The sequence below is a fragment of the Sphingobacterium sp. B29 genome (genome assembly GCF_001952815.1).
In the GTDB taxonomy this organism is placed as follows: Bacteria; Bacteroidota; Bacteroidia; order Sphingobacteriales; family Sphingobacteriaceae; genus Sphingobacterium; species Sphingobacterium siyangense.
In genome coordinates this window covers 6,091,879-6,118,825 of the sequence record NZ_CP019158.1, presented here as the reverse complement: position 1 = coordinate 6,118,825, position 26,947 = coordinate 6,091,879, and the positions used below count along the sequence as shown (strand labels likewise).

Here is a 26,947-nt window from a genome sequence, read left to right as displayed (position 1 = left end):
TGAAATGATTTATAAGTTAATTTTAGTCTGCCGGTTAATTAACTTATAAATCATTTATATTTATGAAAAGAAAATCCAAGTCAACTTGGGGAATTCTTTCATGTGTATTCATCCTGGTTTTAGCCGCAATGCCTTCGTGCAAAAAGCATGCAAAACTTCCCGATGAAAACGATGAAACAATTCATGCGGTAAAATTCAAAGTCAAGGATTTTGAAGCGATTGTTACTCCTCTAAAAAAACAATCAACCACGGCAAAACGAGCAGCGCTGAGCGGAGCTGCTTCCGAAAACGAATTGCTGTACCACTGGACGTTTGATAATAGCAACACTGTTCCAGAAGGCGCACTCGATGCCGCTGTTTTGATCGATTACAACAATGGAAAGACAGACTATGATTTTTTGAGCGGTTGGCCCGCAACGGGAAAAGCCATAAGTTTTAAGGGCGGGAAAGAGATCCTAATCAAAATCCCTACCAAAGGTATTCAATCCTTAGGCAGCTGGACGTTTGATGGCAATAGTTCGAGTACAGGACCAAGGGCGCTGCTTTTGAGTTATTCGCTGGATGAGGGGAATAGTTTTTTGGCGCTCTCGGACACAATCAAGTATCCATCGAATGTGTCACTTTCATCCAAAATCCCTGTGAGTGTATCGTTGGCGAATATTCCTCTTGGTAATAGCAAAGAGCTCTGGCTGAAAATTTCATTATTTGCGGGTAGCAGGGATGGAGGAGCGGGTTACAGTCCAACGACAGGTACCTTTAAGATGGATAACTTAATGGTTTACGGACAAGTCAACCCGGCCGCTTTACCAAGCAAGTTTTACTATCATGTGTTCGATGCAAAATCGAAGGCCATGATCAAATCGGGCGTACTTAATTCGCAGGAAACTTTCGATGTTGAATTGCCGAATGGAACCTATTATCTGAGTCTGATTGCTAAAAATTCAATATTGCCGCTGATTATGGCAGAGGCTGTGGATTTTGAACACTTTTATGCTAGGAATGCTTTTTCTGAACAATCTGCGGAGTTGTTTGCAGGTCGGGATACCTTTGAGGTTAACGGGGCGCTAGAGCGGGTACTGAAGTTAAACCGGATCTACAGTGAGGTCAAGTTGACCTTTACAGACAGCGAAGATCTGAGCGCAATTGATAGTATTCAGGTGGAGCAACTTCATCCTGTATTTCATTATTATCCTTTTATGACGCGAAGTAGCGATCAGTTCGATAAAAGTGTGTTGACTGTTGTCCCACATTTTACGGTAGCTGATCAAAGTTTTTCGTTTAACCAATTTATGGGCTATTATCTTGATAACAAGGTTATTCGGTATCAGTTTCGAGTTTTCAAAGACGGCCAATTACTGCGTACATTTGAACTGGGAAGCGAAATCCGAAATAATGTTCAAATACAGTTTAAGGGCAAATTGCTGGAGACTGCCAATGGGAATTTGGGCTTTCAGGTCGTGAAGAACGAACATTGGGACGATCATATTGTGATAGAATACTAGCACAGTTATTGTACTTAGCATCTAGCCGCCCTACATCTATTAAAACAAAAAGGTGTCCAGCAATGGACACCTTTTCTGTGATAGCGGATTGGCTATATCAATTTTTTTAGCAAGGTATTCCAACCAGCCAAGTCATTCAATATTTTTTCAAGATCGGCAATGGCAACACGTTCCTGTGCCATCGTATCGCGGTGACGGATGGTAACGGTGTTGTCTTCCAGTGAATCGTAATCGACTGTAATACAGATTGGTGTTCCGATTGCGTCTTGACGACGGTAACGTTTTCCAATGGCATCTTTTTCGTCATATTGAACGTTGTAATCCAATTTTAACGTATTTAGGATCTCACGTGCTTTTTCTGGTAAACCATCTTTTTTGGTCAATGGTAAAATTGCAGCTTTTACCGGTGCCAATGCTGGTGGAAATTTCAATACAACACGAGAATCTTGTTTTTCTGCAGTAGAAAGATCTTCCGTTACCAAAGAGTTGCATAATACTGTTAAGAAAAGGCGATCCAATCCAATTGAAGTTTCAATTACATATGGAATGTAGTTTTGATTGATTTCAGGATCAAAATATTGCATTTTCTTTTTAGAAAATTCCTGATGTTGTTTCAAGTCAAAATCTGTACGCGAGTGGATACCTTCAACTTCTTTGAATCCGAATGGGAAGTTGAATTCAATATCAACTGCAGCATTTGCGTAATGCGCTAATTTATCGTGATCGTGGTAACGGTAGTTTGATGGATCGAAGCCCAAGGCCAAGTGCCATTTCAAGCGTGTCTCTTTCCATTTGTTATACCATTCCAATTCAGTACCCGGGCGGCAGAAAAATTGCATTTCCATTTGCTCGAATTCACGCATACGCATGATAAACTGACGTGCAATTACTTCGTTACGGAAAGCTTTACCAATTTGTGCAATACCAAAAGGAATTTTCATACGTCCTGTCTTTTGAACGTTAAGGAAGTTGACAAAAATACCTTGTGCAGTTTCAGGGCGAAGATAAACTTGATCTGCTCCATCTGCCATAGCACCCATCTGAGTTGCAAACATCAAATTAAATTGACGTACTTCAGTCCAATTTTTGGTGCCTGAAACCGGACATACGATATTATGTTCTTCAATGATGGTTTTTAGTCCAGCTAAATCGTCTGCATTCAATGCGGTATTCAAAGCGTCTAATAATGCAGCAGCTTCTGCTGTCTTGCCATCTGCCTCATAACGTGCAATCTTATCTTCGATCAATTGATCAGCACGGTAACGTTTTTTTGAATCCTTATTGTCGATCATCGGGTCGTTAAAGCCATCAACGTGACCAGAGGCTTTCCATGTCGTAGGGTGCATGAAAATTGCGGCATCAATACCAACAATGTTTTCGTGCAATTGCACCATGGATTTCCACCAATAAGTCTTTAGGTTGTTTTTTAATTCCGAACCTAATTGACCGTAATCGTAGACGGCACTTAATCCGTCATATATTTCGCTCGATTGAAATACAAAACCGTATTCCTTCGCGTGTGATACTACACTTTTGAAAAAGTCGTCTGTCTGTTTGCTCATAAGTGGCAAATATAGATATTAGTTTTAGATTTTAGATATAAGATTCTTGATAAGAGGTATTCTTTAAATGCCTAAATCACGGATCTGCTGGGACGCATTTTTGTTATCTACTTTTTTGATGATATGCTGGATAATGCCATCTGCATCAATCACAAAAGTGGTGCGTGCTGTGCCCATATACTTTTTGCCATACATGTTCTTTTCGACCCATACACCATAAGCCTCTACAAGGCTCTTGTCTTCATCTACAAGCAGCTGAAAAGGAAGCTCATGTTTGCTGATGAATTTTTGGTGCGATGCCTCGCCATCCACACTTACGCCTATGATTTCAAAACCATCTTTTTTCAAAGACTGATAATTGTCTCTGAAATTGCAGGCCTCCGTGGTGCAGCCTGGGGTATTGTCTTTTGGATAAAAATATAAAATAACTTTTTTCCCTTTAAAATCTGAAAGATGGACTGTTTCACCATTTTGATTTTTTGCACTGAAATCCGGTGCTTTCTGTCCTATTTCTAGTGTTGCCATATTACATTGTATTTAGTCGATTAAGATACGATTAATCTCTTGAACCCCCTGATTTATTGCCAAAAATTAGAGGACTACCTTATAAAAGAAGCTTCGTATGTCTTTAAATTCCCTTTGTTGTCTTTCACTTCGAGTTTAAACGCATGTCGGCCACTGCTTAAGTCGGGTTCGAAGTCGTGCCAGATATGTCTCGTTTTAGGGTCATATTTCATCAAGGCCCATTTTCCATCAATATAAGCGTCAAAAGTATCTATTCCAGAGAGATTGTCGCTGATTGTAAAGTCAATGGATTGCTGTCCACTCACATTCTTTCCGTCGGCCAGGTTACGTGCCACAATATTCGGTGCAATGGTGTCAACAGCAACATAAAAACCGCCAAACTCGCGTACATTGGCCACGACCCAACCGTTCTCATATTTACCTCCCTGTGCTCCACCGTCGGAAGAAACAATCAAAGCCTTGTCATAAAGATTTTCAGACAAGCTGTAGTCTGGTTTGATCATGAGCTTGTAATATCCGAAGACCGGTGTATAAGCGTTGTGGATATAGTGCATTGCCGAGTAGCCTTTTGCAGGTTTTGCTCCCTGCGAATAATTGAAGTAAAGGTCGTCATACAATATATTTTTGCTCATATAAACCCGGGCATTCTCCGCTTCATATTTGTTCTCGTCAGCATAGTGGAACATTTTGAGGCCTGTAGCACCTGTACGGCTGATGGAAAGTGAAGGGTTATTCTGCACCTTAAAATTCAATTCGCTCGTATTCCCTTGAACATCCTTGACAACATATTTGACATCATGGACCTCATTGTCTTTCAATTCGATTTTCCCCAGGTTGTCCAAGTGTTTATAGATGTTGATCGGATTGTTTGGGTCTTTAAAACTTTTTTGAACGCGTACACCGGACTTTTTTAAGTAAGGGTAGTCTACGTAAGACTGGATCGCACGGGTCTGATCAAAAGGGATTGATTCAAACAGCACCGTACTGATGTTTTTGTTGTCCAAGAAAAGTTCGATCGAGTAGACACCATACGTAAATGAGATACCTCTGCGTTTATCAACCGTGTTAATGCCTAGCCCAAAGGTGCCATTCACAGAGATGGGGGCGTTTGTTGCTAAACTATAATTGCCGCTACCAACAGATCTGATGGTTTGATGCCTGCGTGGTGTATTTTCATCAAATAGTTCGGAGCCTAAATCATAGACCGTCACGCCGCGGATGATCGGTTTTACACCATCCGGGAAGAGCAGCCCGAACAACTGTGGATTGAGTGGTAGCTGCGCTTTTGTGTCACGGATTTCAAAATGAAGATGTGGGCCTGCAGACCCGCCTGTATTGCCCGAATTTGCAATAAACTCGCCTTTTTTCACCGGCACCTGATTTGGTTTGAGGAATACATCGACATCAAAACGTTTCTGCTTGTACTGCTCATCTTTGATGATTTTAGCAAGATCCGAATTGAAACTTTCTAGGTGCATGTATACCGAGGTGTAACCATTGGGGTGATCAATATAAACATAATTACCACCACCACCTATCTGAACCCTGACGCGGGACACAAAACCTTCCGCCGTTGCATGCACAGGAATATTGATGCGTTGTTGTGTCCGGTAATCGTCTCCACCATGGAAATGCGTTGCGCGCAATTCGCCGAACGATCCTGAAGCCTGCGGCGCAATGTCCATGGGCCGTACAAAATAGTTTTGTGGATAATTGCGGCTTTTGATAATATCTTGCCCTTGGCTTAGGCCTGCCATACAAGTGAGGAGGGCCAGTAATGCTATTCTTTTTTTTGTCATAAGATGTCCCAGCTTATTTAATTTTACAGCTAAACATCTTCTGTTCGCCGATGAAACCTTCCAATAAATCGCCGATGGCTACCGAACCGACACCCACAGGCGTACCCGTGTAAATAAGGTCCCCTTTGCGGAGGGTAATAAATTTGGAAGTATACACAATCAGATCTTCGTAGGAGAAAATCATGTCCTTGGTATTTCCCTGCTGAACTGTTTGCCCATTTTGCTGCAGGGAGAAATCAATCGAATTCACATCCACAAGCTCCTCTTTAGGAATCAAGTTGCTGATTACTGCAGAATGGTCAAATGCTTTTGCCAATTCCCAGGGAAGGCTTTTTGCTTTTAGTTCTTGCTGCACATCCCTTGCGGTGAAGTCAATTCCCAGGCCGATTGCATCGAAGTATGTTGATGCAAATTTTGGTGTCACATGTTTTCCTTCTTTACAGACCCGGAGGACAACTTCGGTTTCGAACTGAATATTTTTGGAGAATTCCGGGTAATAGAAATCTTTGTTATCCTTTAATACCGCAGTATCAGGTTTTAAAAATATAATGGGATTCTCGGGGACTGGATTATTGAGCTCTTTCGCGTGGTCGATGTAATTGCGACCGATTGCAATTATTTTCATGATATAAATTTTTAAGGCAATGAAGCTTTCAGATTTCTTGCGAACTCATGAGCTCGGTTTTCATCGCGTGTACGTTTGAGGCGGTATTAGAAAGTACTATATGCTATTTGTGAACTACCTACACTTGGCCGGAATGCGCTATGCTAACGAACGTAATGGCTATCTTCTAAAAGCTTGTCGTGCATTCATACTCGGTATACATTAGTTTTCGTTTACCACAACAAACTTAATAAATGTCCAAAGCTTATCCAAAAATGAAGGAAAACAACTGCTTTTATACTTACTATCAAATTAACTATTTACATAGGGTTTAGTTAGGGTTAGCTTAGGGTTTAGTTAGGGTTTGTTTAGGTATAACCTAATTAAACCCTAACTTAAACCTAGCTAAATTCTAATTTATTGCTAAACTAAATCAAACATTGATAACTATTATTTGTTAGGGTGTAAAATAGATCCCGCAATTACAATAAAAAGGTTAGAAAATGGCAATATTAGAAGATGGTCCAAATGGTGGTTTTCGAGGTAAAGTAGGTTCAGTATATGGCTACAATCTCAATGGAAAATGTGTTATACGGGGGGCGAGGAAGAAAAGTACGAAACCACCAACTGCCGCGCAATTGGCACATCGTCAGAAAATAAAATTGGTAAGTAAGTTTTGTGGCTGGATAAAGCCTATTGTCAACTTTGGGTATCAATTTGAAGAAACTAAAAACTCCGGACGAGGGAAATTTCAACTTGCGCAGCAGCATATTTTCAAAAATGCAACTGCTGTGGATGTCGAAAATAAACCAGTTATTAATATGGAAAAAGTGCAGGTATTTGTCGGGGAGCTCGTCTCACCCGAAGGTGTTCAGGCCCGTTGGGAAGATGATCTGTTGAAATTATCGTGGATACCGAATCCGAAATACGGGGATAGCATGTTTAAATTAAATTTGGCCTTAGTCAGTTTAGATCGGGAGGGCGACCTCAAAATGGCCATCGCGGATGCGGCGCAGGGGGAATGTACGGTTGACATCGCGGCATTTAGAAAGGATAAATTTGATTATCATGTCTACATCGGTTTTTGGGATACCTATCATGGTGCATTCTCAAATTCTACCTATTGTGGCGTCATTTAATAGGATTTTTCCACCTACTTGTGTATCTTTAACACTATGAATAAAATACTGGCGGTATTGTTCGATCTGGACGGTACGTTAATTGATTCGGAATATTTCTATTTCAAAAACTGGGCACCTATATTAAAACAGGAATTTAACCTTCAGATCAACTATGAAGATTGGATTCGCGATTTTGCTGGACATACTTTAGCACATAATGTCAAGCGTCTTACCGAGGACTATGGCTACGACGTGACGGAAGAACATATGTGGAAGCGTACACGTGCGGCTTATGCCGATTCTAACATGAGCGATATTGAATTGATGCCTGGAGCACGAGAAATTTTAGCTTTTTTGAAAGCAGAAGATATCCGTATTGGGCTTGTGACCTCGAGTTATAGAAGCACAGTCGATACTGTTTTGGGCAAGCACGAGCTTTTGGATTATTTTGAGTTTTTTGTCACGCGTGAGTGTGTGGAGCTGCCAAAACCCAATCCGGAACCTTATCGTTTGGCATTGACACATCTGGGTCTACCAGCCGACCGCTGTGTGGCTATTGAGGATACGTCAACAGGAAGTACATCGGCATTGGGAGCAGGGACGCAGTTGATTGCAGTTACGAAGCAAGAGGTAGAACGTGCTAGACTAACAGCTGTTGATAACATTGTGGAAAACTTATCTGAGGCGAAAGCCCTGTTGGCGCAATGGATTTGAGGGTTGTAAAATAATTTAATCGTTTTAGCATTTGTATTTTTATTCGGATATATGTAATATTACCGAATTGTAAAGGGAACTCTGATTATGAACCGTAGAACCGCAATAAAGCAATTTTTCATTATAGCTGGCGGACTGACAATTTTGTCGTCCTGTCTGAATGATGGAGGTGCATCAATTGTATTAAATAAGCTGAAGATTTCGGCGGAAGATGAGCAATTTTTGGGCGATCTGGCTAACATCCTGATTCCGAAATCGGATACACCGGGAGGAAAGGATCTGAACCTGCATCTTTTCGTCATCAAAATGGTAGATGACTGTGAGTCGCCAGAAAATCAGGCTAAATTTGTCGCTGGTTTCAACAAGTTGCGAAAACAGTTGAATTTAAAAAATAACAAAGAGACTGAGACCACTTTGGCGGGGTTAAAAGACCAAACCGACGAGAAGGCTTTTTTTGAGACCTTCAAATCGCGTGCAATTCAGGGGTATATGAACTCAGAATACGTGATGAAGAATAAGGTGATCTATAAACTTATTCCGGGTCCGTACAATGGTGCGGTAAAAGTTAAGGCATAAATAGCAGATGGCAAATCTAAATATTGACAGTGAAAAAAACAGAACCTACGATGCGATCGTGATCGGTTCGGGAATTAGTGGCGGTTGGTCCGCAAAAGAGTTGTGCGAGAAGGGCTTGAAAACATTGGTTTTGGAACGTGGACGTGATGTACAACATATCAAGGATTACCCAACCACCAATATGATGCCTTGGGAGTTTGAACATCGGAATGAAATGCCTTTCAAAGTAAAAGAAGAAAATCCGATTGTCAGCAAATGTTATGCATTCCATGAAGATGCGGCCCATTTTTTTGTAAAAGACAAGGAACATCCTTATATTCAAGAGAAACCTTTTGACTGGATCAGAGGCTATCAAGTTGGCGGCAAGTCGTTATTATGGGCGAGACAGACGCAACGTTGGTCTGACTTTGATTTCGAAGGGCCAGCGAGAGATGGTTTTGCAGTAGATTGGCCGATACGTTATGCTGATTTGGCGCCTTGGTATGCTTATGTCGAAAAATTTGCTGGAATTGCCGGTAATCACGATGGACTTCCTGAATTGCCAGACGGCGAGTTTCTGCCAGGGTACCCCTTAAATATTGTCGAGAAGTATTTTAAAGAAAGCGTCCAAAAGAAATTTCCGGAGCGCAAAGTGATTTCAGCACGTTGTGCACACTTATCTAAACCAAATCAGATTCACATCGAACAAGGACGTGTACAGTGTCAGAATCGCGTACTTTGTCAGCGAGGATGTCCTTTTGGTGGATATTTCAGTTCCAATGCAACGACAATTCCTTGGGCGGCCAAAACCGGAAATATGACGCTACGCCCATTTTCGGTTGTTCATTCGATTCTCTATGATGAACAAAAAGGAAAAGCAGTCGGTGTACGTGTTATAGATACCAATACAAAAGAGGAAATTGATTTTTATGCCAAACTGATTTTTGTCAATGCGGCTGCAATCAATACGAATTTGATCTTATTGAATTCTAAATCGAACCGTTTTCCAAATGGTTTGGGTAATGATAGTGGTGTGCTCGGAAAATATGTTGCCTTTCACAACTATAGTGCACGCATTTATGCAGAGTATGAAGGGATGTTGGATTTTACGGCCGAAGGGCGGAATCCCGCCGGTGGAGGGTATATTCCACGTTTCAGAAACTTGCACAAACAGGAAACGGACTTTTTAAGGGGCTATGCCGCCGGTTTCGGAGCTTCGCGTAGTAAAGAGTCCGATCGTTCGGGCGTAGGGCTAGATCTGAAAAACAATTTGTTGAATCCTAAATTAGGTGTTTGGCAGGTTGGATCTCACATGATGGGGGAAACGATACCAAAAGAATCGGGCATGGTTTCATTGGATAGCAGTAAGAAAGATGACTGGGGTATCCCGTTGTTAAAAATTGCTGTCGATTATGATGAGAATGATGAAAAAATGAAAAAGGATTACATTGCTGTCATGACGGAGATGTTTACGGATGCTGGCTTCACAAACATTCGCCCGGATTCACACTGGCAGGCTCCAGGTTTGGACATCCATGAAATGGGCGGTGCACGTATGGGGCACGACCCGAAAACTTCGGTATTGAATAAATGGAATCAGATGCATGCTGTGAAAAACGTTTTTGTCACAGATGGTGCAAGTATGACCTCGACATCAACACAAAATCCTTCATTGACCTATATGGCATTTTCGGCACGATCTGTCGATTATGCGATTAGCGAGATGAAGAAAGGAAATATTTAGTTTACCGGGGAAAGGTTTTGAAAATAAATCTTTCCCCTGTAAAATTAAAGTGCTATCTTTCCACCCGAATAGCACGTTAAAACCAAGAAAGAATAACCAAAAAGGAAAACAATAACGAATAAACAATAACGAATAAACAATTAATGAACCAATAAGTAATCAAAAAAAGCAATTAAAAAACCAAAATAGGGCAACCAAAAAATTTTACAACAAAAGCAAAAGCGATTTAGCAGACTTTATTGCAGATTCTATGCGGCAATAATACCATAGACATTTGAACCCAGACGTTTTCTGTTAAGTGAAAGCAATGGAATATAGCAGGCAATTTTAAGAAAGTAGATCGATTTTAAAACTATCAATTAAGGGAAACTAAATTAAACTAGACGTTCTAAGTATCTTTTTGCTAAAACGTTTTTATAAACCAAATCACTATTAATATGAGCAAAGTTGACGTAAAATCACTTGCGCAGCTTGGGAAAAAATCAAAGTTATTTTTCTCATTGGCTGTCATTGCTGGTACTTTCCAACAAGTCAATGCCGCAGTCGGAACTTCTGCCAATTACGATGGCAAATCCTTCGTAAAAGAAGTAAACCATGTGCAGCAGCAAGTTAAAGGAAAAGTATTGGATGCTACTGGAAAACCAATTTCAGGAGTTAACATCGCCGTTAAAGGTACTTCAAAGGGCACACAATCTGATGCCTTGGGTAATTTTACATTGGATGCTAAAGCGGGGGATGTATTGGTCGTCTCTTCCATTGGTTACAAAGCCAAAGAAGTTACTGTTTCCGGGGCAACTGTTTCTGTACAATTGGACGATGATCAGAGCCAATTGGACGAAGTTGTCGTTGTGGGTTACGGTACAATGCGTAAATCTGATGTGACAGGTTCTATCGCCATGGTCAAAGGGGCGGACATGATCAAAGATCAGAGTTTTAGCCCTTTAGATGCTTTGAGGGGAAAAGCTTCGGGGGTGAATATCTTTTCTAATTCCAGTCAACCTGGAGCATACGGAAATAGAGTCGTTATCCGTGGTGTGGCTACGATCAACTCGTCTTCCAATCCTCTTTACGTTGTCGACGGAGTCGTGATGGAAGATTTTAATTTGTTGAATCCGAATGATATCGAAAATATTGAGGTCTTAAAAGATGCTTCTTCTGCAGCTATTTATGGTGCACGTGGTGCAAATGGCGTTATCTTGGTAACAACAAAACGTGGAAATAAAGACGGATCTAGAACAATTAGTTATCAAGGATCAGCTGGAGTGAGCTCTGCTCAACGCTACATGGATGTGCTGAATGCACAGGAATGGGTGGATGCCTTTATGATCGGATTGGAGAATGAAAACAAATACCAGGGAAAATCTTGGTCTTTGGATAAAAAGACCTGGTTTAATGATGAAAACTATTTTGATGGAAATGGTAATCCACTGTATGATACGGATTGGCAGAAAGAGGCAACACGTACAGCTATTTCACATAATCATCAACTAAATGTACAACAAGGTGATGAAAAATCTTCTGTTGGTGCATTTTTGAATTATACCGACCAACAAGGGATCATGAATAATACCTGGAACAAGCGGATAAATGCAAAAATGGCTTATGATGCAAAACCTACATCCTGGTTATCTACAGCAATTAATTTAACCGTTAATCACACTTGGGGACGTTATACTCCAGAAGACGGCGGTGGACAGGAAGCTCGTCGTACCATGATTGAGATGATTCCTTGGTATCCAGTTTATGATAAGGACGGTCTCTATACGAACTCGTCGTCATCGACTGTAGCAGAACAATTGGGTTTTGAAGGTATGTCCAATCCCGTCGCCATTCTAGATTTGCAAAAACGAATGCGCTACAATACACAAATTTTTGGAAATGCGGCATTAACATTTCATCTAGCTGATGGTTTGGATTTGAAAACCCAACTAGGGATTGACCATCATAGAAAAGATTATAAGGGATATTCTTCAAAGCTGTTAAATAATATTTCTAGGCCGAATGGCTGGGCAGAACGTACCCATACAAATACATTGTATTGGCAGGAAGAAACTTATCTAACCTATAATAAGCAATTCGATAAACATCGGATCAATGCAATGGCAGGTCTCTCTTGGCAAAAGAAAACGTATGATTACGATAAAATGAGATCAGAGGGATTTCCGGATGATTTTTACGAGTATAATAACATGGGATTGGGCATCACTCCTTCTGGACTCGAGTCTAATGTCAATGAATGGGCGATGAATTCATATTTCTTAAGAGCTGCTTACTCATATGATAATCGCTATTCAGCAACGGTAACCAGCCGTTATGATGGTTCATCCAAATTTGGTAAGAACAATAAATATGCATTTTTCCCTTCACTAGGTTTGGCATGGAATGTGTCCAATGAGGAATTTTTACAAGGCAACGAAACAATCAGTAATTTGAAATTACATACAAGTTACGGTTTGACAGGTAACTCCGAAATCGACCCCTATAAGTCGTTGTCAATCGTCGACGCGGGAACAATCTTGCTGAATAATGCTAGGGCTCCATATTCATTTGTGAATACGATTTCGAACCCGGATTTAAAATGGGAAAAAACGGCCCAGTTTGATTTTGGGGTGGAACTGGGATTACTAAAAAATCGATTAAACTTTGATATTTCTTATTATCGTCGGAAAACGACAGATCTTTTGTTGGAGGCGCCTCTACCAAGAGCAACCGGCTTTAATTCGGTTTATAAGAATATAGGATCTGTTCAGAATCAAGGTTTAGACATGATGATTACAGGTACAATTGTGACCAATGAGAATTTTGAGTGGAAAGCATCGTTGAACGGAAACTATAACAAAAATAAAGTCTTGAAATTAGGCGAGAACAACGCTGATATCTTACAAAATGATTGGGTCGGCGGGGCCAATAGCATTATTCGTGTCGGTGAAAACCTAAATAGTTTCTATGGCTATAGAAGATTAGGCGTATATACACAGGCGGATGTTGACGCAGGAAATGCAGAAATAAAAGATATAGGACGTGCAAAACGTTCAAAAGAAAAGGAAATCATAGGAAAAGGACTACCTGATTGGACAGGTAGTTTTATTAACAACCTCCGTTACAAGAACTTCGATTTCACCCTAGATCTGCAATTTGTCAAAGGAGTGGATGTCATGCAACAATTTTTCCATTCTACTTATGATCGTTTTGGAATTACCAATGGTCTGAAGGAAATTTTGACAGATGCATACAATGGTTCCAATCCGAATACCATGCAGCAGGCCATCTATCTGACCAATGGTGGGCATGCGGGACAGGATACCAATGTGGATGATGCTTGGGTTGCGGACGGATCTTATCTTCGTGTAAACTTGATGCAATTGGGATATACATTCAAAGCTGATGCATTGAAACGAATAGGATTATCCAGGTTACGTGTTTATGCAAATGCAAATAATCCATTTTTGTTCACATCAAAAGATTTTAAAGGTTATGATCCAGAAAGTACCTCACAAGGGGAGAGTAAATTTGGACAAAATATGACCTTTTTCTCTTATCCTAGAGCGAAGACTTTCTCTTTAGGTGTTAATGTTACATTTTAATTCATAGAATTTAAAAAGATGAAGACTAAATTAATCATGTTGTTATTAGCCGGAATGGCATTGACAACATCCTGTAATAAATTTTTGGAAGAAAATCCGGGTTCAAACTTATCGTTAATAAGTTATTATCAGAATGAAGGACAGGCCGAAGCAACTGTAAATTCACTTTATCGTCGCGGGGCGCCAATACGCTATTCTTCTACCGGTTCTTACCTTGGATCTACAGCCTCGATCAATACTATTTTGACTGGATATTTTACAAATAGCTACGAAGGACAAGAACGTGTTAGTTTATTCGCCCGTGAATTGACGCGACAACAAAATACAAATATCATTTCGCCAACGATGAATACAATCTGGGATGAAGGTTTTAAAGCGATTAATATTGCCAATGCAGGTATAAAGTACATTCCAGAAATAAGTATGCCAAATGAGGCAAAGAAAAATACGTTGTTGGCAGAGGCAAAATTCTTTAGAGCTTATAACTACTTTTACCTTGTCAAAACATTCGGGGCACTCCCGTTGTATACGCTTCCTAACGAAAACTTGACTGATCCACTTTACATAGAGCGTACAGATGCTGCGAAAATATATGAGTTGATCGAGCAAGATTTAAAGAGTGCGGTTGACGTATTGCCTGCAAAAAAATTTGCAGAGAATGGGCATCGCATTACTAAATATGCAGCAGCAATGCTCTTAGCTGATGTTTATTTGCAAGAGGGAAAATACGCAGATGCGGCAACAGCAGCTAAAATTGTGGTGAATTCACCGCATAAGATGACTGAAAATATTGATCTTGAGCAGAGTAGTGCATATAACTTACTGCGTAAGACTGATGACTTAGATGAGGTTATATATGCACAGGAGTTTGATGAAACTATTAATAATAGTGGTGCGCGAACAGCGACTGCTTTTAGTTCTTCGGCAGTTTCTGTATTTACTACTTATTCGATATTTGAGCGTGTTTTTGGTCCCACTAAGCAGTTTTTGAATGTTTATGATAAAAAAGATTTGAGGATTAAACCAAATCAGTTCTACCATTGGTCATATACAAATCCGATTAACGGGAAAACATGGACATCAACAGATGCAGGAATATGGTATTATGTGGATGAACAGGCATTGCTGACAACAGGGAGGGGTACAAAAGACTGGAATTTTTACCGCTATCCCGAGGCATTATTGACTGCCGCTGAAAGTATTGCTAAATCAACGGGTGTAAGTGCGGAAGCAGCGGGTTATTTAGCGAAGGTCAAAGCTCGTGCTAATACCGAAGGAAAATCAGTTGCTGCTTATACGGCCGAATTGCAAACATTATCAGCAGAAAATTTTGTGAAAGAATGCTGGAAAGAGCGTCTCCGCGAGTTCCCATTGGAATTTAAAATGTGGGACGATATTGTTAGAACTAAAATGTTCCCTGTTATTTCTACAACAGAAGCTGGAAAAGTAGATTTTGTTCCATTGATTGGTGCAAAGAATGGCTCTGGAGCAACATTTAAAGAATCTGACTTATTATGGCCTATTTCTCCTGATGAGATACAGCGTAATAATAAACTGACTCAGAATCCAGGATATCAATAGATATAACTAATATAAGATAAAGGGTATTCAATCTACCCTTTATCTTATCAATGTATAAAAATAGGGCTTGTGAATATTCATGAGTTCTTTTTTATGGGATATAAGTTGCTTTTTAACTGAATTCCCATAAAAACAATAATTTTAAATTATTTTTGATTTAAAATTAAAAATACCTATCTTAACGATCGAATCATACACTTGAACTAAATAATAAACCAAAGAAGGAAATCAACAACGTATATTTCTAAAATAGCTTCCATTTTTTTTACTTTCTTAGCAAAACCGATTTTGCTGATATAGGATAGCGATTTTGAATCACGTGCCGATACTCAATTAATATTTAATACTAAATGTTTCCGATATAATGATGTGTATTGAATAACACAATAATCACTGTTTTCGGCAACTATTATAAATAATAATAAATAAAAATGCCTTTGCCAATAAGCTAAATCGTTTTATATACTAATCACCATAATAAAAATATGAGCAAAATTGATTTAAAAACAGTTGTGCGATTAAAAGGAGAATCTAAGCTATTCTTATCTTTGATTTTTATCGCAGGAGCAATGCAGCATGCGCAGGCTACTGCCTCTTCTCAAAGGATGTTAAACAACTCTTTTCTAACGGAATCGAAAAAGCCCCAACAACAAATTAAGGGAAAAGTCTTGAATGCTGATGGAAAGCCAATTTCAAGTGTAAACATCACTGTTAAAGGAACATCGAAGGGGACACAGTCAGATGTGTCAGGTAATTTTTCTTTGGATGCTAAACAGGGAGACGTGTTGGTTGTCACTTCTATTGGTTATAAAGCGAAAGAAGTTACAGTTTCTGGTGAAACCATTTCTGTTCAATTGGAAGAAGACCAAAGTCAGTTGGAAGAGGTTGTTGTTGTCGGTTATGGTACGCAAAAAATAAGGGAAGTTACTTCTGCAGTAGCCCATGTAAGTGCAGACCAATTTCGTCAAAGCGGCGCGAGAAACCCGTTGGATCTCATTCAAGGAAAGGTAGCGGGACTGCAGGTGTCTAGAAGTGGGTCAAATCCTAATTCAGGTGTAGCGACTCAATTGCGGGGCGCGATTTCCGTTACTGGGAGTGCAAGTCCATTGTTTGTTATTGATGGGATACCTGGAGGTAATCCGGATCTACTGCAACAAGATGATATTGAGTCTATAGATGTGCTGAAAGATGGATCCGGTGCTGCGATTTATGGAACAAGCGCCAATGCCGGTGTCATTCTGATTACGACAAAAAGGGGAAAACCTGGTAAATCGGTATTCAACTATTCCAGTTATTTTCGCAAAGATTTTGTCTATAATAGACCTGATTTTTTAACTCCACAAGAGTTTAGGGATAAGATTGCTTCTGGTGAGCTAAAACAAACTGATTTTGGCCATTCTACCGATTTTTTTGATGAATTGATTAATAAAGATAATTTTTCACAAAACCATAACCTTTCACTGTCTGGAGGTAATGAATCAACTACCTATCGTGGAAGTGTCAATTTCCGAAATTTGGAAGGTATTGCAAAGGAAAATTCAAGAAAGGAATATACAGTAAGAACGAGTATAAACCAGAAGGGCTTTAACGATCGTTTGAATTTTCTCCTCAATATCGCTACCAATACGAACAATGCGAACTTGTTAGGCGGTGGTGGCTGGGAAAGTGAAGCTACGAAAAATCCGACGCTCTCAAATTATAACGATGATGGATCTTTTCGTTATGACCGAACGAGTACAAATGAATTTGCTCGATTGTTTACTGAAACAAGTTATCGGAAACAACAGACATCTTCTTTAGACGGAAAAGCAGATTTAAATATAATTGAGGGATTAAAGGCCAGTGTTTTTGGGTCGGTACAACGTAATTCCTATACAGATGGTGCTTATAGAGCGCTCAATAGTGAAGCGTCTTTAGAAGATCAAGATTATCCGGGTGGGGGATATGCTTCCAAATCCAATCTATTGAATGAAAAATATGCATTTGAACCGACACTTCAATATAACACTACCGTTGCCGAAAAACATGCAATCACAGCATTAGCAGGATATAGTTATCGTTATGAGAAAGATGAGGGACAAAGTGCAGACAATAGGGGATTTATAAATAATAATTTCCATGAAGATAATTTGTCGGAAGGACAAGCGCTTCGGGATGGACGGGCTAATATGGACAGCTATAAGAATGACAATACTTTGATCGCTTTTTTTGGCCGGGTAAATTATACCTACGCGGATAAGTACATGGCTCAGTTTATTCTAAGGCGTGAAGGTTCGTCTAAATTTGGAGCAAATAACAAATGGGGGAGTTTTCCGGCAGTATCAGTGGGGTGGAACATCAGCAATGAAGATTTTATGAAAGATATCGGTTTTATAAATAATTTAAAATTACGTGCTGGTTATGGCGAAACGGGAAATACGGGCTTTGCTAATAATGCCTCTCGATTAACTTTGGGGGGCGGAGGAAAATATCTGTTCCCTGATGAGTCCTACCGAGAAACCTACGGACCCGACCGTAATCCGAACCCAAACTTGCGGTGGGAGACGAAGAAGGAAACAAATATCGGTGTTGATTTCACAATGTTGAGCAATAAGCTTTCAGGTTCAATTGATGTTTTTCAACGAAAAACTGTTGATCTTTTGGATACATATACTACCCCACAGCCTCCTTATATAAGAAATAATATATATTCCAATGTAGGTACGCTTTCTTCTAAGGGTATTGAGCTAGCGCTTAGCTATCGTGCTATAGACCGTGAGAATTTTAAGTGGAACATGGATTTTACAGCTAGTACGCTAAAAAATGTTTTAGATAGTTATTCGAATGATATATTTAAAGTAAAATATAAAACATTTGGTGAAATCGGCGGAGCAGGAGCATTGGGCGATGCATTCACAACGTACGAAGGGCACAAGATCGGTGAATTTTTTGGTAAACGATTTGCCGGATTTGATGATGAAGGAAAATGGCTTTTTTATAACCGAAATGGCGAAGCTGTGCACAATGATGCAATTAATAATTCAAGAGATGATTTGAATTCTTCTGATTTAGCGGTAATAGGAAATGCAGTCCCCAAATATTATATTTCCTGGACGAATAATTTTTCCTATAAGAATTTTGATCTGAGAATTTTTATGCGGGGTAAATTCGATTATGATATCTTAAATACAACGGCACTTTCTTATGGCAATAAGGTCTGGTCAGAGAATCTTTTGAGAGATGCTTTCACCAAATATAAAGATATTAATGATACCTATATGTATTCTGATTACTATTTGGAAAGTGGTAGTCACTTAAAAATTGATGAAGTTACATTGGGATATCGATTTAAATTGAAAAGTAACACTTGGGTGAATAATGTGCGCATATATTTGACGGCTCAAAATCTGGCAACAATAACAGGGTATTCAGGGAATGATCCTGATTTTGTATTGGATACGGGGCTGGGTAATGAAGTAAATGGACAACGTTTAGGTATTGATAGTAGAGGACCTTATCCCAATACGAGATCGTTTTTGTTTGGCGTAAATTTTGGTTTTTAATGGATAGTATTATGAAAAATATTGTTAAGATTTTATTTTTAGCTTGCGTAATTAATGCATCAAGTTGTACAAATTTAGATGAAAACGCTTATGATATCATTGTAGCGGACGATTTTATAAAATAAGAATGAGGTTATATCAGCTGTATTGCGTCCATACACGCATGCAAATGCGTGGATATCACCATCAGGGCAGGATGGATGGTGGCGGCCAGCAGAATTATCCGCAGATCAATTGGCCTGGCCGACCAAAGGGCGGCATGGAGAGGATGGAGGCAAATGGAAAAGGCTGCATTATCATACTTGGACAGTAGATGAAGGTGGGTTAAACAATGCATGGGTATTGATGTATTGGGGAGTAGGTTTGTGTAATAGCCCCATCGATATTCTCGAAAAATCTGACGTGGCTCGCATGGGGATAACAGATGCTGAAAAGAATGAGTTTATTGCTGAACTAAAGCTTTTACGGGCATTACATTATCTAAAGCTAATGGATTTATTCGGCAATATTCCAATAACTACCAAAGCGCCAAGTTCAGCAGAGGAGCCTTTACCTCAGCCCTCTTCTACAAAAGAGGTTTTTGAATTTATTGAAAAGGAAATTTTAGCTAATATTGATCTAGCGCCCAAATTATCGAGAGCCATGTTAGGTCGGGTTTCGCAGGCGGCAGGTTATGCTATGCTGGTGGAGTTGTATTTAAATGCTGAAAAATGGTCTGGTCAACCGCGGTGGGATGATTGTATTGCAGCGGCGGATAAATTGATATCGGGTGCTGGAGGAGGTTTGAATGGTGCTATGGCATTGGATCCAAATTTAACAGATTCCTATGTGCCGACCAATGACATGTCTAAGGAAACTATTTTTTCAATTGCCTACGATTATCAAACAGCAGACTTTGAACCTGGATTTCCAGGGGAATTTTATCATTTTGTACAAAGCGAGATCTATGGTGGGGGAAGAACTGGCAATAACGGTATTGTGTTAATTCCGGGTGTTTTCGATCAATATAACGAAAAAGATTTGCGAAAAAAAGAATGGTTTTTAAGCGGACCTATGGTTAAGTTTGTGGATGGTAAAATTGTGCAAGGTTCGGAGGAATACAAGGGAGAACAGCTTGTTTTTGTTGATTATATTCGAAGGGCTAAGACTGGAGGTACGTCTTCTACCATGAGCGATGGAGAAGAGAATAGTGGTATCCGATTTAATAAATATAAGCTTGGTAACTCTGTTGAGGGTACTGTCAACGGTGTTAAAATACCTGCGAATGCAAATTATAACAATACAGATTGGAACGTCTATCGTCTAAGTTGGATCTATTTTGCGAAAGCCGAGGCATTGATGCGAAAAAATGGAGGACGCCCTTCGCAAGAAGCTGTCGATTTGATTAATAGTTGTAAAAAGAGAGCCTTTTCTGATGCAGACTGGAATGAAGCAAAGTATACCACAAGCACACTGACACTTGACGAGCTCTTGGCAGAGCGAGGACGCGAATTTATTTTTGAAGGATTTAGAAGGGAGGATTTAATCCGCTTCGGCAAATTTCATACAGCGACGTGGTGGGATCATAAACCTTCTTCTGACAGCAAAACAGTGTATCCAATACCTCAGCAACAGATATCGATGAATCCCAATTTAAAACAAAACCCCGGTTATTAATGTTCAGGAATAGTAGATGCCGCATAGGCATCTACTATTCTTTTACCTAAAACACATGAAAAGATATTTTACGTTGTTTCTTTTGAACTTTATTGGTGTAACCTTATTTGCACAAAAAAATAATTTTCAGAACTATGCTATCCAAACTTTAGATAGCATCTATAGCAAGTTTGGAAATACCAAGAATCAGCTCTTGGCTGAAAAATATCCCTTTGATGAAAACTTTAAAGCTGATTATCTGGATAATAATCAACAGGCAGCGCAACAAAAGAAATATGCTTATCTATGGCCTTTCTCGGGTAGTTTCTCGGCTGTAAATGCCTTGATGGACTTACCAAAAACAAAAAAGGCATTTCAGTTCATACTTGACAAAAAAGTCCTGATTGGCTTACAGGAATATAGGGATGAAAGTAGGTCACCTATTGGCTATGCGTCTTATTTAAATACAGCTCCTCCCTCGGATCGTTTTTATGACGATAATATCTGGTTGGGTATCGATTTTACAGATAGCTATATCCATACAAAAAAAATAAACTACCTGACTTCGGCCAAAGAGATCTGGAATTTTGTAAAGAGTGGGGAGGATGATAAATTAGGTGGTGGCATTTATTGGTGTGAACAGAAAAAGGAATCTAAAAATACGTGTTCGAATGCACCAGCAAGTGTATTTGCACTGAAGTTATTTATGGCAACCAATGATAGGTACTATCTGGAAGAAGGGGAGCGTCTTTATGAATGGACAAAAAGAAATCTTCAGGATCCCGAAGATAAGTTATATTGGGACAACATGCAGCTCAATGGAAAGATTGGAAAAGCTAAGTTTTCGTACAACGCCGGACAAATGTTGCAGGCAGCTGCATTGCTTTATAAGTTGACGAAAAATAACCGGTACCTCGCGGATGCACAACAGCTGGCTGAGGCATGTTTCGGCTATTTTTTCGAAACGAAGGAGAAATTGGATTTTCCAAAATTGAAAAATAGCAATTTGTGGTTTCATGCTGTTATGATGCGTGGTTACATAGAGCTCGCTGTAGTGAATGGCGACAAAAAGTACCTCACAGTGTTTGCAAAGAATCTTGAATTTGCCTGGCAGCATATGCGCGATAAAGAAGGATTATTTAGTGCAGACTGGACCCTGAAAGATCAGCATAAATCGAAATGGCTGCTCGATCAATGTGCTTTTGTCGAAATGTACGCACGGTTGGCAAAAGCTGGGTATTAAAATCGATGTAAAACGGTATAAGGTTAAGACGCTGAAAATAATTTTTCAGCGTCTTTTTTTTGTTCTGTAACATATTGGTTAGAGAGATTAAATAATGTTTACTTAACATAATATACACTGTAAAATTTCTATTTTTGAAATAGGTCAACTTATTACCAGCGTGACTTGTAAAATATGATCGATAAACCTTGATCTAGCATGTGAACGATTCATTGGATAGGCGGGGCATCAGGTTATCTATTTTGGATACAAGAAAGCTTGAGTAGGTTGCGTACTCATTGAATACCAAGTTATTTTATTATGAAACCATCATGATTTATTCAATCACATTAGGGAATGAATAAATCTGATAGCTTCATCGCAATTGAAAAAACAAATTTATACAGATGAAAATTAAAAATCTATTATTACCATTGATCGTACTGGGGCTATCCACAAGTGCTGTGTCGGCACAGAGCAAAAAGATCAAACACGTTGTTTTAGTTGGTTTTGACGGTTTTGGAGCGTATGCTTTACCAAAAGCGGAAATGCCAAATCTTAAAAAGATGATGCAGGAGGGGACATATAGTACACATGTACGTACCGTATTACCTTCCTCTAGTGCTGTAAACTGGGCTTCCATGATTATGGGCGCTGGTCCTACCGCGCATGGATATACAGAATGGGATAGCAAGACACCCGAGATCCCTTCTACAACCAAAACAGCAAACGGAATGTTTCCTTCCTTATTTAATGCTGTTGCCAGCAAAAATCCCAAGGCACAGTTTGCTGTGGTGCATAGCTGGCCGGGTATAGGTTATTTGATCGACAATAAAGTCGTGCAAAAAATCATTAACACCAAGGATGATGATGAAGCGACATTGAATACCACCGTGGATATCATAAAAAAGGAGAAACCGACGATTACTTTTGTGCATTTCGACCAACCTGATGGTGTAGGCCATAATATCGGGCATAATACACCGGAATACTATGCCGAACTAAAACAGGTCGACAGACGTATTGGTACATTGCAGCAAGCTGTAAAAGATGCGGGAATTGCAGACGAAACAATTTTTGTTATTGCTGCGGATCATGGTGGTACCGGAAAAGGACACGGTGGTAAATCGCTGGCCGAGGTGGAGATTCCTTGGGTAATGACCGGACCAGGTGTGCCAAAAGGAAAAGAAATCAAGGAAACTTTGATGATTTATGATATCGCACCTACGTTAACTTGGTTGCTTGGTGCACCGCTTGATGCCGCTTGGCGTGGACAGGCAATCAAAGCATTCCAACAATAGTTGTTGCCCGTCAAACAAAAAGCCCCAAAGAATTTTCTTTGGGGCTTTTTGTTTGACGAATCGTCAATATTATATATCTACGACCACATCCATTTTGAAGTCGTCATCTTTTAGATGGACAATTTCCGTTGCTTTTTCGTAGTTAGTTGATTTCTTGGAGAAGAAGTCATGTTGTGTCGTTTCAGTATTCAAACCATTCAATACGATTGGGTTGACTTGTTTTACTTCGAAGATCGGATCAAAGCCCAAATTCATCAATGCTTTGTTGGCATTGTAACGAACATATTCTTTTACCTCTGCGGTTAAGCCAACTTCAGTATAGATCTCTTCTGTATATTTCAGCTCATTTTCATACAAATTGTAAAGCAAGGCCAAGAAACGAGCTTTTACCTGATCTTGATTTTTTAATTTTTTGAATTGATCTTGGGCTATTAATCCAACGAATACACCATGAATAGATTCGTCTGCAATAATTTTCTTAATGATATCGGCAGAAGCAACCATTTCACCTTGTCCACATAACCATAATGGCAAGAAGAATCCAGAATAAAATAAGAATGACTCCAATAATACAGATGCAGCCATCGCCATATAAATCTCTTCGTCCGAAGCATCTTCTTTATCGATCGCGCGGTAGTAACCATCAATCGTTTCTGCTTTGTATTGAAGATATTTATTTTGTTGAACCCATTCGAAAATGTCGTTTATTTCTGCGGTTGTAGAAACTGTCGTGAAAATAGTGGAATACGATTTTGCGTGGATAGCTTCCATCATACACATATACGACAATACAGCTTTATTCTGTAAAGTATCGATATGATCGATGATTTTAGGCATACCTGTGTGGCTTTGAAGAGTATCCAACAAAGTTAATCCTCCTAAAGCTTTTTTATACGCATCTTTCATTTCTGGGCTGATACGTTTCCAGCTATCGATATCTTTTGAAGGAATGTATTCCGTATCGATCCAGAATTGACGGATATTTTGTTCCCAGAACATCAATACATAATCGTTCTCAGGGGTATTCCAGTTGACAGCTTTATATGTTTTACTCATTTTTAGTTTAAAGTATTAGGCATTTATTATCACGTATTTGGATTGTTGATTTTAGATAAGCCAAAAGCCGCCAATGGCGTAGGCAACTTTTGACTTTCTCCCATTATATATCCAAATACTAAAATCTCAAAATTAAGCTGAACAAGAGACACATTCGTCGATGGTCGATTTTCTTGTCCGTGTATAATAAAGGGATTTCAATCCCAATTTATGTGCATAGATATAATATCTAGACAAATCTCTCGTCGAATCCTTTGAGTTTGTATGCAAAATTGTAGATACACCCTGATCAATATGGCGTTGGATAACCGAGATCAATTTTAAGACCTTGAATTGATCCATATCATAAGCCGATTTGAAATAGAAATAATTATCGTTTGTCAAGTATGGCATTGGATAGTAAGTTGTACTATCTCCATACTCACGTACCTCAATGATATCTACGATTGGCATAACTGATGCGGTTGCATTCATGATATACGAAGTCGATTGATTTGGAGCAATAGCCAAGCGGTAAGCATGATAAATACCATGTTCTTTGATTTTCGCTTTTAATTCCAACCAATCTTCTACAGTTGGAATATGTATTCCTTCAAATAACTCCGCTACCTTAGCTGTTTTAGGCATATAATCGCGGTTTACGTAATTGTTGAAATATGTACCATCGGCATAGGCTGATTTTTCAAATCCAACAAATGTTTTACCACGTTCTTTGGCAATTTCCATCGATGCTTCCAATGAATAATAGTTCATCATCATAAAGAAGGTATTGGCAAAATCCAGTGCCTCGTTAGATTCATACATGATGAAGCTTTTTGCAAGGTAACCATGGAGGTTCATTGCACCTAGCCCTACAGAATGCAATTCACGGTTTGCTTTTGCAATAGATGGAACCATATCGATATTGGTCACGTCTGTAACGACAGTCAAAGCACGCATAGCCGTTTTTACGGTCTCTTTGATACGTTTGTTGTCCATTACAGTCGCAATATTTAAGGAGCCTAAGTTACAGGAGATACCATAACGGATCGTGTCCTGTTTACCATAGATCTCAATATCGGATACTTGAGATACTTGCATGATTTCAGTACACAAGTTCGAGAATTTCACTTGACCGATTTCATTCAATGCATGGACACGGTTGGTGTTCTCTTTGAAGAAAATATAAGGATATCCTGATTCTTTTTGTGTCTGTGCAATTTTAACTAAAAGGTGACGAGCATTGATTTTTTTCTTTTTCACGTTTGGATTCGTGATCAATTCGTCGTACATTTTGTCCATGTCCATCTCATCCAAGAATTGTCCATACTCTTGCATCACCGTATGTGGGTAGATCAAATAGCATGGTTCATCTTTTTCTGCCAATTCCATGAATTTATCAGGAACGATGATACCGATAGACAATGATTTGATACGTACTTTCTCGTCAACGTTGATTTTTTTACAATCTAAAAATTCTTCGATGTCGGAGTGGAAAATATTGAGGTATACTGCACCAGCACCCGGACGTTGTCCCAACTGGTTCGCATATGAAAATGTATCTTCCATAATCTTCATGATTGGAAGTACACCGCCGGCACGGCCTTCAACACCTTTGATAGCTTCTCCGCGAGCACGGATTTTAGAGATATTGAACGATACACCACCACCGATAGAAGACAACTTCATTGCGGAATCAACAGCGTAACCGATACCATTTAAGTTGTCACCGATTTCATCCAAGAAACAAGACACCAATTCACCCGAGCGTTTCTTTCCTGCATTTAAGAATGTAGGGGTCGCTGGCTGATATTCTTGATTGATCATGATTTCTGCGTACTCAATTGCTTTTTGAACACCCTCTTCTCTTGCTAAGAACAAGGAAACAGCAACTACACGGTCTTCATAACGCTCTAAAAACTTCTCGCCAGAATCGTCACGTAAAGCGTAGCTCTGGAAGAATTTAAATGCCGCCATAAAAGATTCGAAACGGAATTTCTTCGCATACACATAGTTGAATACCGTTTCCATTTCTTCAAATGTAAACCATTGGTAAAAGTCAATATAATAGTTGTTTTCTACCAAATAGTCTATTTTTTCCTTTAATGTATAAAAGAACACTGTGTTCTTATTTACATATTCCAAGAAATATGCACGAACCGCTTCCTTATCTTTATGTAAGCTGAATTCGTCATCATGCTTAATCATGATTTCATTATTAAGCAATATCCAGTTTTTTGCTACTTCGTTTGCTACCATCGCAAAAGTTCTTTAAGATGTCAATAAATTGATTAATATCTTCCATTGTTCCGGACAGTTCAAATTTGAACGCCAGTGGAATGTCGAAATCCTGTGAAATGCGATCAGCTGCTAGACCAAAATTCGGTCCCCAGTTGCGGTTGCCACTGGAAGTAACAGAATAGATATTTTTAGCTTCGCGTTTCATGAATTCTTTTGTGTTTTCGGGCACCTGTCCAAAATTTGTGGTGAAAGTGACCAAATGCCCAGGGTCTTTTACCGTTAAATCGGCGGTGATCTTATGAATTTGCCAACCCGTTATCTGAGCTACTTTATCCATAAAACGTTGTACGTTCCCCGTTCTGGAATCATAATAAATGTGTATCATGTCACTGTTTCATTTTAATGATACGCTGAATTTATTAAAGTGCAATGGCAGCCAATTCCTCTGGTTTAAAGCCAATGATACGGTGTTGAATCTCTTCATTTTCCAACACAATTACCGTAGGAACTGTGCGGATTTTGAATCTTGCGGCCAAGTCTGGTTCATCAAAAGGATTAACCGTTTCATATTGGATACCTTTTTGATCCAAATAAGCCGATACTTGTGCACAAGGAGCACAATCGTTTTTCTCAAATTTGATAATTCTTGCCATGTTTACTTGTTTATTTTTTTATTCCAA

19 protein-coding genes are annotated in these 26,947 nt (G+C 39.3%); 11 read left to right on the top strand and 8 right to left on the bottom strand.

The features are described from left to right. Window positions 1-62: 62 nt before the first annotated feature. A complete protein-coding gene (locus BV902_RS26115; protein WP_075994393.1) occupies window positions 63-1,502 on the top strand; it encodes a hypothetical protein in 1,440 nt (479 codons plus the stop codon). Between the two features lie 92 nt (window positions 1,503-1,594). On the opposite strand, the gene BV902_RS26110 is transcribed toward BV902_RS26115, so the two are convergent. From BV902_RS26110 to BV902_RS26095, 4 genes are all read right to left on the bottom strand, one after another. Further along, window positions 1,595-3,064, bottom strand: coding sequence for a glycine--tRNA ligase (locus BV902_RS26110; protein ID WP_075994392.1), 1,470 nt, complete (start codon window positions 3,062-3,064; stop codon window positions 1,595-1,597). A gap of 63 nt (window positions 3,065-3,127) precedes the next feature. Next, window positions 3,128-3,589, bottom strand: a complete 462-nt coding sequence (gene bcp / locus BV902_RS26105) for a thioredoxin-dependent thiol peroxidase (protein WP_075994391.1) — start codon at window positions 3,587-3,589, stop codon at window positions 3,128-3,130. 74 nt (window positions 3,590-3,663) lie between these two features. Further along, a complete protein-coding gene (locus BV902_RS26100) occupies window positions 3,664-5,388 on the bottom strand; it encodes a M23 family metallopeptidase (protein ID WP_237241866.1) in 1,725 nt (574 codons plus the stop codon). 13 nt (window positions 5,389-5,401) lie between these two features. Continuing rightward, entirely contained in the window at window positions 5,402-6,013 is a 612-nt protein-coding gene (locus BV902_RS26095; protein ID WP_075994389.1) for a fumarylacetoacetate hydrolase family protein, read from the bottom strand. A 482-nt stretch (window positions 6,014-6,495) separates the two neighbouring features. Here BV902_RS26095 and BV902_RS26090 point away from each other — a divergent pair, with 482 nt between their 5' ends. From BV902_RS26090 to BV902_RS26045, 10 genes are all read left to right on the top strand, one after another. After that, window positions 6,496-7,131 (top strand): DUF6266 family protein, encoded by a 636-nt coding sequence (locus BV902_RS26090; protein ID WP_075994388.1) that lies wholly within the window; start codon window positions 6,496-6,498, stop codon window positions 7,129-7,131. A 36-nt stretch (window positions 7,132-7,167) separates the two neighbouring features. Further along, window positions 7,168-7,827 carry an HAD family hydrolase gene (locus BV902_RS26085; RefSeq protein WP_075994387.1) on the top strand — a complete coding sequence of 220 codons (660 nt, stop codon included), beginning with the start codon at window positions 7,168-7,170 and terminating at the stop codon, window positions 7,825-7,827. 87 nt (window positions 7,828-7,914) lie between these two features. Further along, window positions 7,915-8,403 carry a gluconate 2-dehydrogenase subunit 3 family protein gene (locus BV902_RS26080; RefSeq protein ID WP_070570191.1) on the top strand — a complete coding sequence of 163 codons (489 nt, stop codon included), beginning with the start codon at window positions 7,915-7,917 and terminating at the stop codon, window positions 8,401-8,403. Window positions 8,404-8,410: 7 nt separating this feature from the next. Beyond that, window positions 8,411-10,126 (top strand): GMC oxidoreductase, encoded by a 1,716-nt coding sequence (locus BV902_RS26075; RefSeq protein WP_075994386.1) that lies wholly within the window; start codon window positions 8,411-8,413, stop codon window positions 10,124-10,126. A gap of 437 nt (window positions 10,127-10,563) precedes the next feature. After that, window positions 10,564-13,710 carry a SusC/RagA family TonB-linked outer membrane protein gene (locus BV902_RS26070; protein WP_075994385.1) on the top strand — a complete coding sequence of 1,049 codons (3,147 nt, stop codon included), beginning with the start codon at window positions 10,564-10,566 and terminating at the stop codon, window positions 13,708-13,710. An 18-nt stretch (window positions 13,711-13,728) separates the two neighbouring features. Further along, entirely contained in the window at window positions 13,729-15,291 is a 1,563-nt protein-coding gene (locus BV902_RS26065; RefSeq protein WP_075994384.1) for a RagB/SusD family nutrient uptake outer membrane protein, read from the top strand. Between the two features lie 485 nt (window positions 15,292-15,776). Then, the gene (locus BV902_RS26060) at window positions 15,777-18,833 is read left to right on the top strand and encodes a SusC/RagA family TonB-linked outer membrane protein (RefSeq protein WP_237241863.1); all 3,057 of its coding nucleotides are present in this window, start codon (window positions 15,777-15,779) and stop codon (window positions 18,831-18,833) included. A gap of 147 nt (window positions 18,834-18,980) precedes the next feature. Further along, window positions 18,981-20,489 carry a RagB/SusD family nutrient uptake outer membrane protein gene (locus BV902_RS26055; RefSeq protein WP_237241861.1) on the top strand — a complete coding sequence of 503 codons (1,509 nt, stop codon included), beginning with the start codon at window positions 18,981-18,983 and terminating at the stop codon, window positions 20,487-20,489. A 55-nt stretch (window positions 20,490-20,544) separates the two neighbouring features. Further along, window positions 20,545-21,711, top strand: a complete 1,167-nt coding sequence (locus tag BV902_RS26050; RefSeq protein ID WP_075994383.1) for a glycoside hydrolase family 76 protein — start codon at window positions 20,545-20,547, stop codon at window positions 21,709-21,711. 386 nt (window positions 21,712-22,097) lie between these two features. Further along, the gene (locus BV902_RS26045; RefSeq protein ID WP_075994382.1) at window positions 22,098-22,991 is read left to right on the top strand and encodes an alkaline phosphatase; all 894 of its coding nucleotides are present in this window, start codon (window positions 22,098-22,100) and stop codon (window positions 22,989-22,991) included. 69 nt (window positions 22,992-23,060) lie between these two features. On the opposite strand, the gene nrdF is transcribed toward BV902_RS26045, so the two are convergent. The 4 genes from nrdF to BV902_RS26025 all read right to left on the bottom strand — a co-directional run bounded on the left by nrdF (window position 23,061) and on the right by BV902_RS26025 (window position 26,920). Continuing rightward, the gene (gene nrdF / locus BV902_RS26040) at window positions 23,061-24,047 is read right to left on the bottom strand and encodes a class 1b ribonucleoside-diphosphate reductase subunit beta (protein ID WP_070570180.1); all 987 of its coding nucleotides are present in this window, start codon (window positions 24,045-24,047) and stop codon (window positions 23,061-23,063) included. Window positions 24,048-24,179: 132 nt separating this feature from the next. After that, complete coding sequence (gene nrdE / locus BV902_RS26035; protein ID WP_046673717.1) at window positions 24,180-26,285, bottom strand: class 1b ribonucleoside-diphosphate reductase subunit alpha; 2,106 nt, start codon at window positions 26,283-26,285, stop codon at window positions 24,180-24,182. Then, window positions 26,245-26,652 carry a class Ib ribonucleoside-diphosphate reductase assembly flavoprotein NrdI gene (nrdI, locus tag BV902_RS26030; RefSeq protein WP_053003630.1) on the bottom strand — a complete coding sequence of 136 codons (408 nt, stop codon included), beginning with the start codon at window positions 26,650-26,652 and terminating at the stop codon, window positions 26,245-26,247. Before nrdI ends, nrdE begins: the two co-directional genes overlap by 41 nt. A 34-nt stretch (window positions 26,653-26,686) precedes the next feature. Then, a complete protein-coding gene (locus tag BV902_RS26025) occupies window positions 26,687-26,920 on the bottom strand; it encodes a thioredoxin family protein (protein WP_046673718.1) in 234 nt (77 codons plus the stop codon). Between the last annotated feature and the right edge of the window lie 27 nt (window positions 26,921-26,947).

Bases quoted from the DNA above. Each gene is read 5' to 3' on its own strand.
- BV902_RS26110 (WP_075994392.1), bottom strand. From the start codon at position 3,064: ATGAGCAAACAGACAGACGACTTTTTCAAAAGTGTAGTATCACACGCG.
- BV902_RS26070 (WP_075994385.1), top strand. From the start codon at position 10,564: ATGAGCAAAGTTGACGTAAAATCACTTGCGCAGCTTGGGAAAAAATCA.
- BV902_RS26050 (WP_075994383.1), top strand. From the start codon at position 20,545: ATGAAAAGATATTTTACGTTGTTTCTTTTGAACTTTATTGGTGTAACC.
- BV902_RS26060 (WP_237241863.1), top strand. From the start codon at position 15,777: ATGAGCAAAATTGATTTAAAAACAGTTGTGCGATTAAAAGGAGAATCT.
- bcp (WP_075994391.1), bottom strand. From the start codon at position 3,589: ATGGCAACACTAGAAATAGGACAGAAAGCACCGGATTTCAGTGCAAAA.
- nrdF (WP_070570180.1), bottom strand. From the start codon at position 24,047: ATGAGTAAAACATATAAAGCTGTCAACTGGAATACCCCTGAGAACGAT.
- BV902_RS26090 (WP_075994388.1), top strand. From the start codon at position 6,496: ATGGCAATATTAGAAGATGGTCCAAATGGTGGTTTTCGAGGTAAAGTA.
- BV902_RS26080 (WP_070570191.1), top strand. From the start codon at position 7,915: ATGAACCGTAGAACCGCAATAAAGCAATTTTTCATTATAGCTGGCGGA.
- BV902_RS26115 (WP_075994393.1), top strand. From the start codon at position 63: ATGAAAAGAAAATCCAAGTCAACTTGGGGAATTCTTTCATGTGTATTC.
- BV902_RS26085 (WP_075994387.1), top strand. From the start codon at position 7,168: ATGAATAAAATACTGGCGGTATTGTTCGATCTGGACGGTACGTTAATT.
- BV902_RS26095 (WP_075994389.1), bottom strand. From the start codon at position 6,013: ATGAAAATAATTGCAATCGGTCGCAATTACATCGACCACGCGAAAGAG.
- BV902_RS26045 (WP_075994382.1), top strand. From the start codon at position 22,098: ATGAAAATTAAAAATCTATTATTACCATTGATCGTACTGGGGCTATCC.
- BV902_RS26025 (WP_046673718.1), bottom strand. From the start codon at position 26,920: ATGGCAAGAATTATCAAATTTGAGAAAAACGATTGTGCTCCTTGTGCA.
- BV902_RS26100 (WP_237241866.1), bottom strand. From the start codon at position 5,388: ATGACAAAAAAAAGAATAGCATTACTGGCCCTCCTCACTTGTATGGCA.
- nrdI (WP_053003630.1), bottom strand. From the start codon at position 26,652: ATGATACACATTTATTATGATTCCAGAACGGGGAACGTACAACGTTTT.
- BV902_RS26065 (WP_075994384.1), top strand. From the start codon at position 13,729: ATGAAGACTAAATTAATCATGTTGTTATTAGCCGGAATGGCATTGACA.
- nrdE (WP_046673717.1), bottom strand. From the start codon at position 26,285: ATGGTAGCAAACGAAGTAGCAAAAAACTGGATATTGCTTAATAATGAA.
- BV902_RS26075 (WP_075994386.1), top strand. From the start codon at position 8,411: ATGGCAAATCTAAATATTGACAGTGAAAAAAACAGAACCTACGATGCG.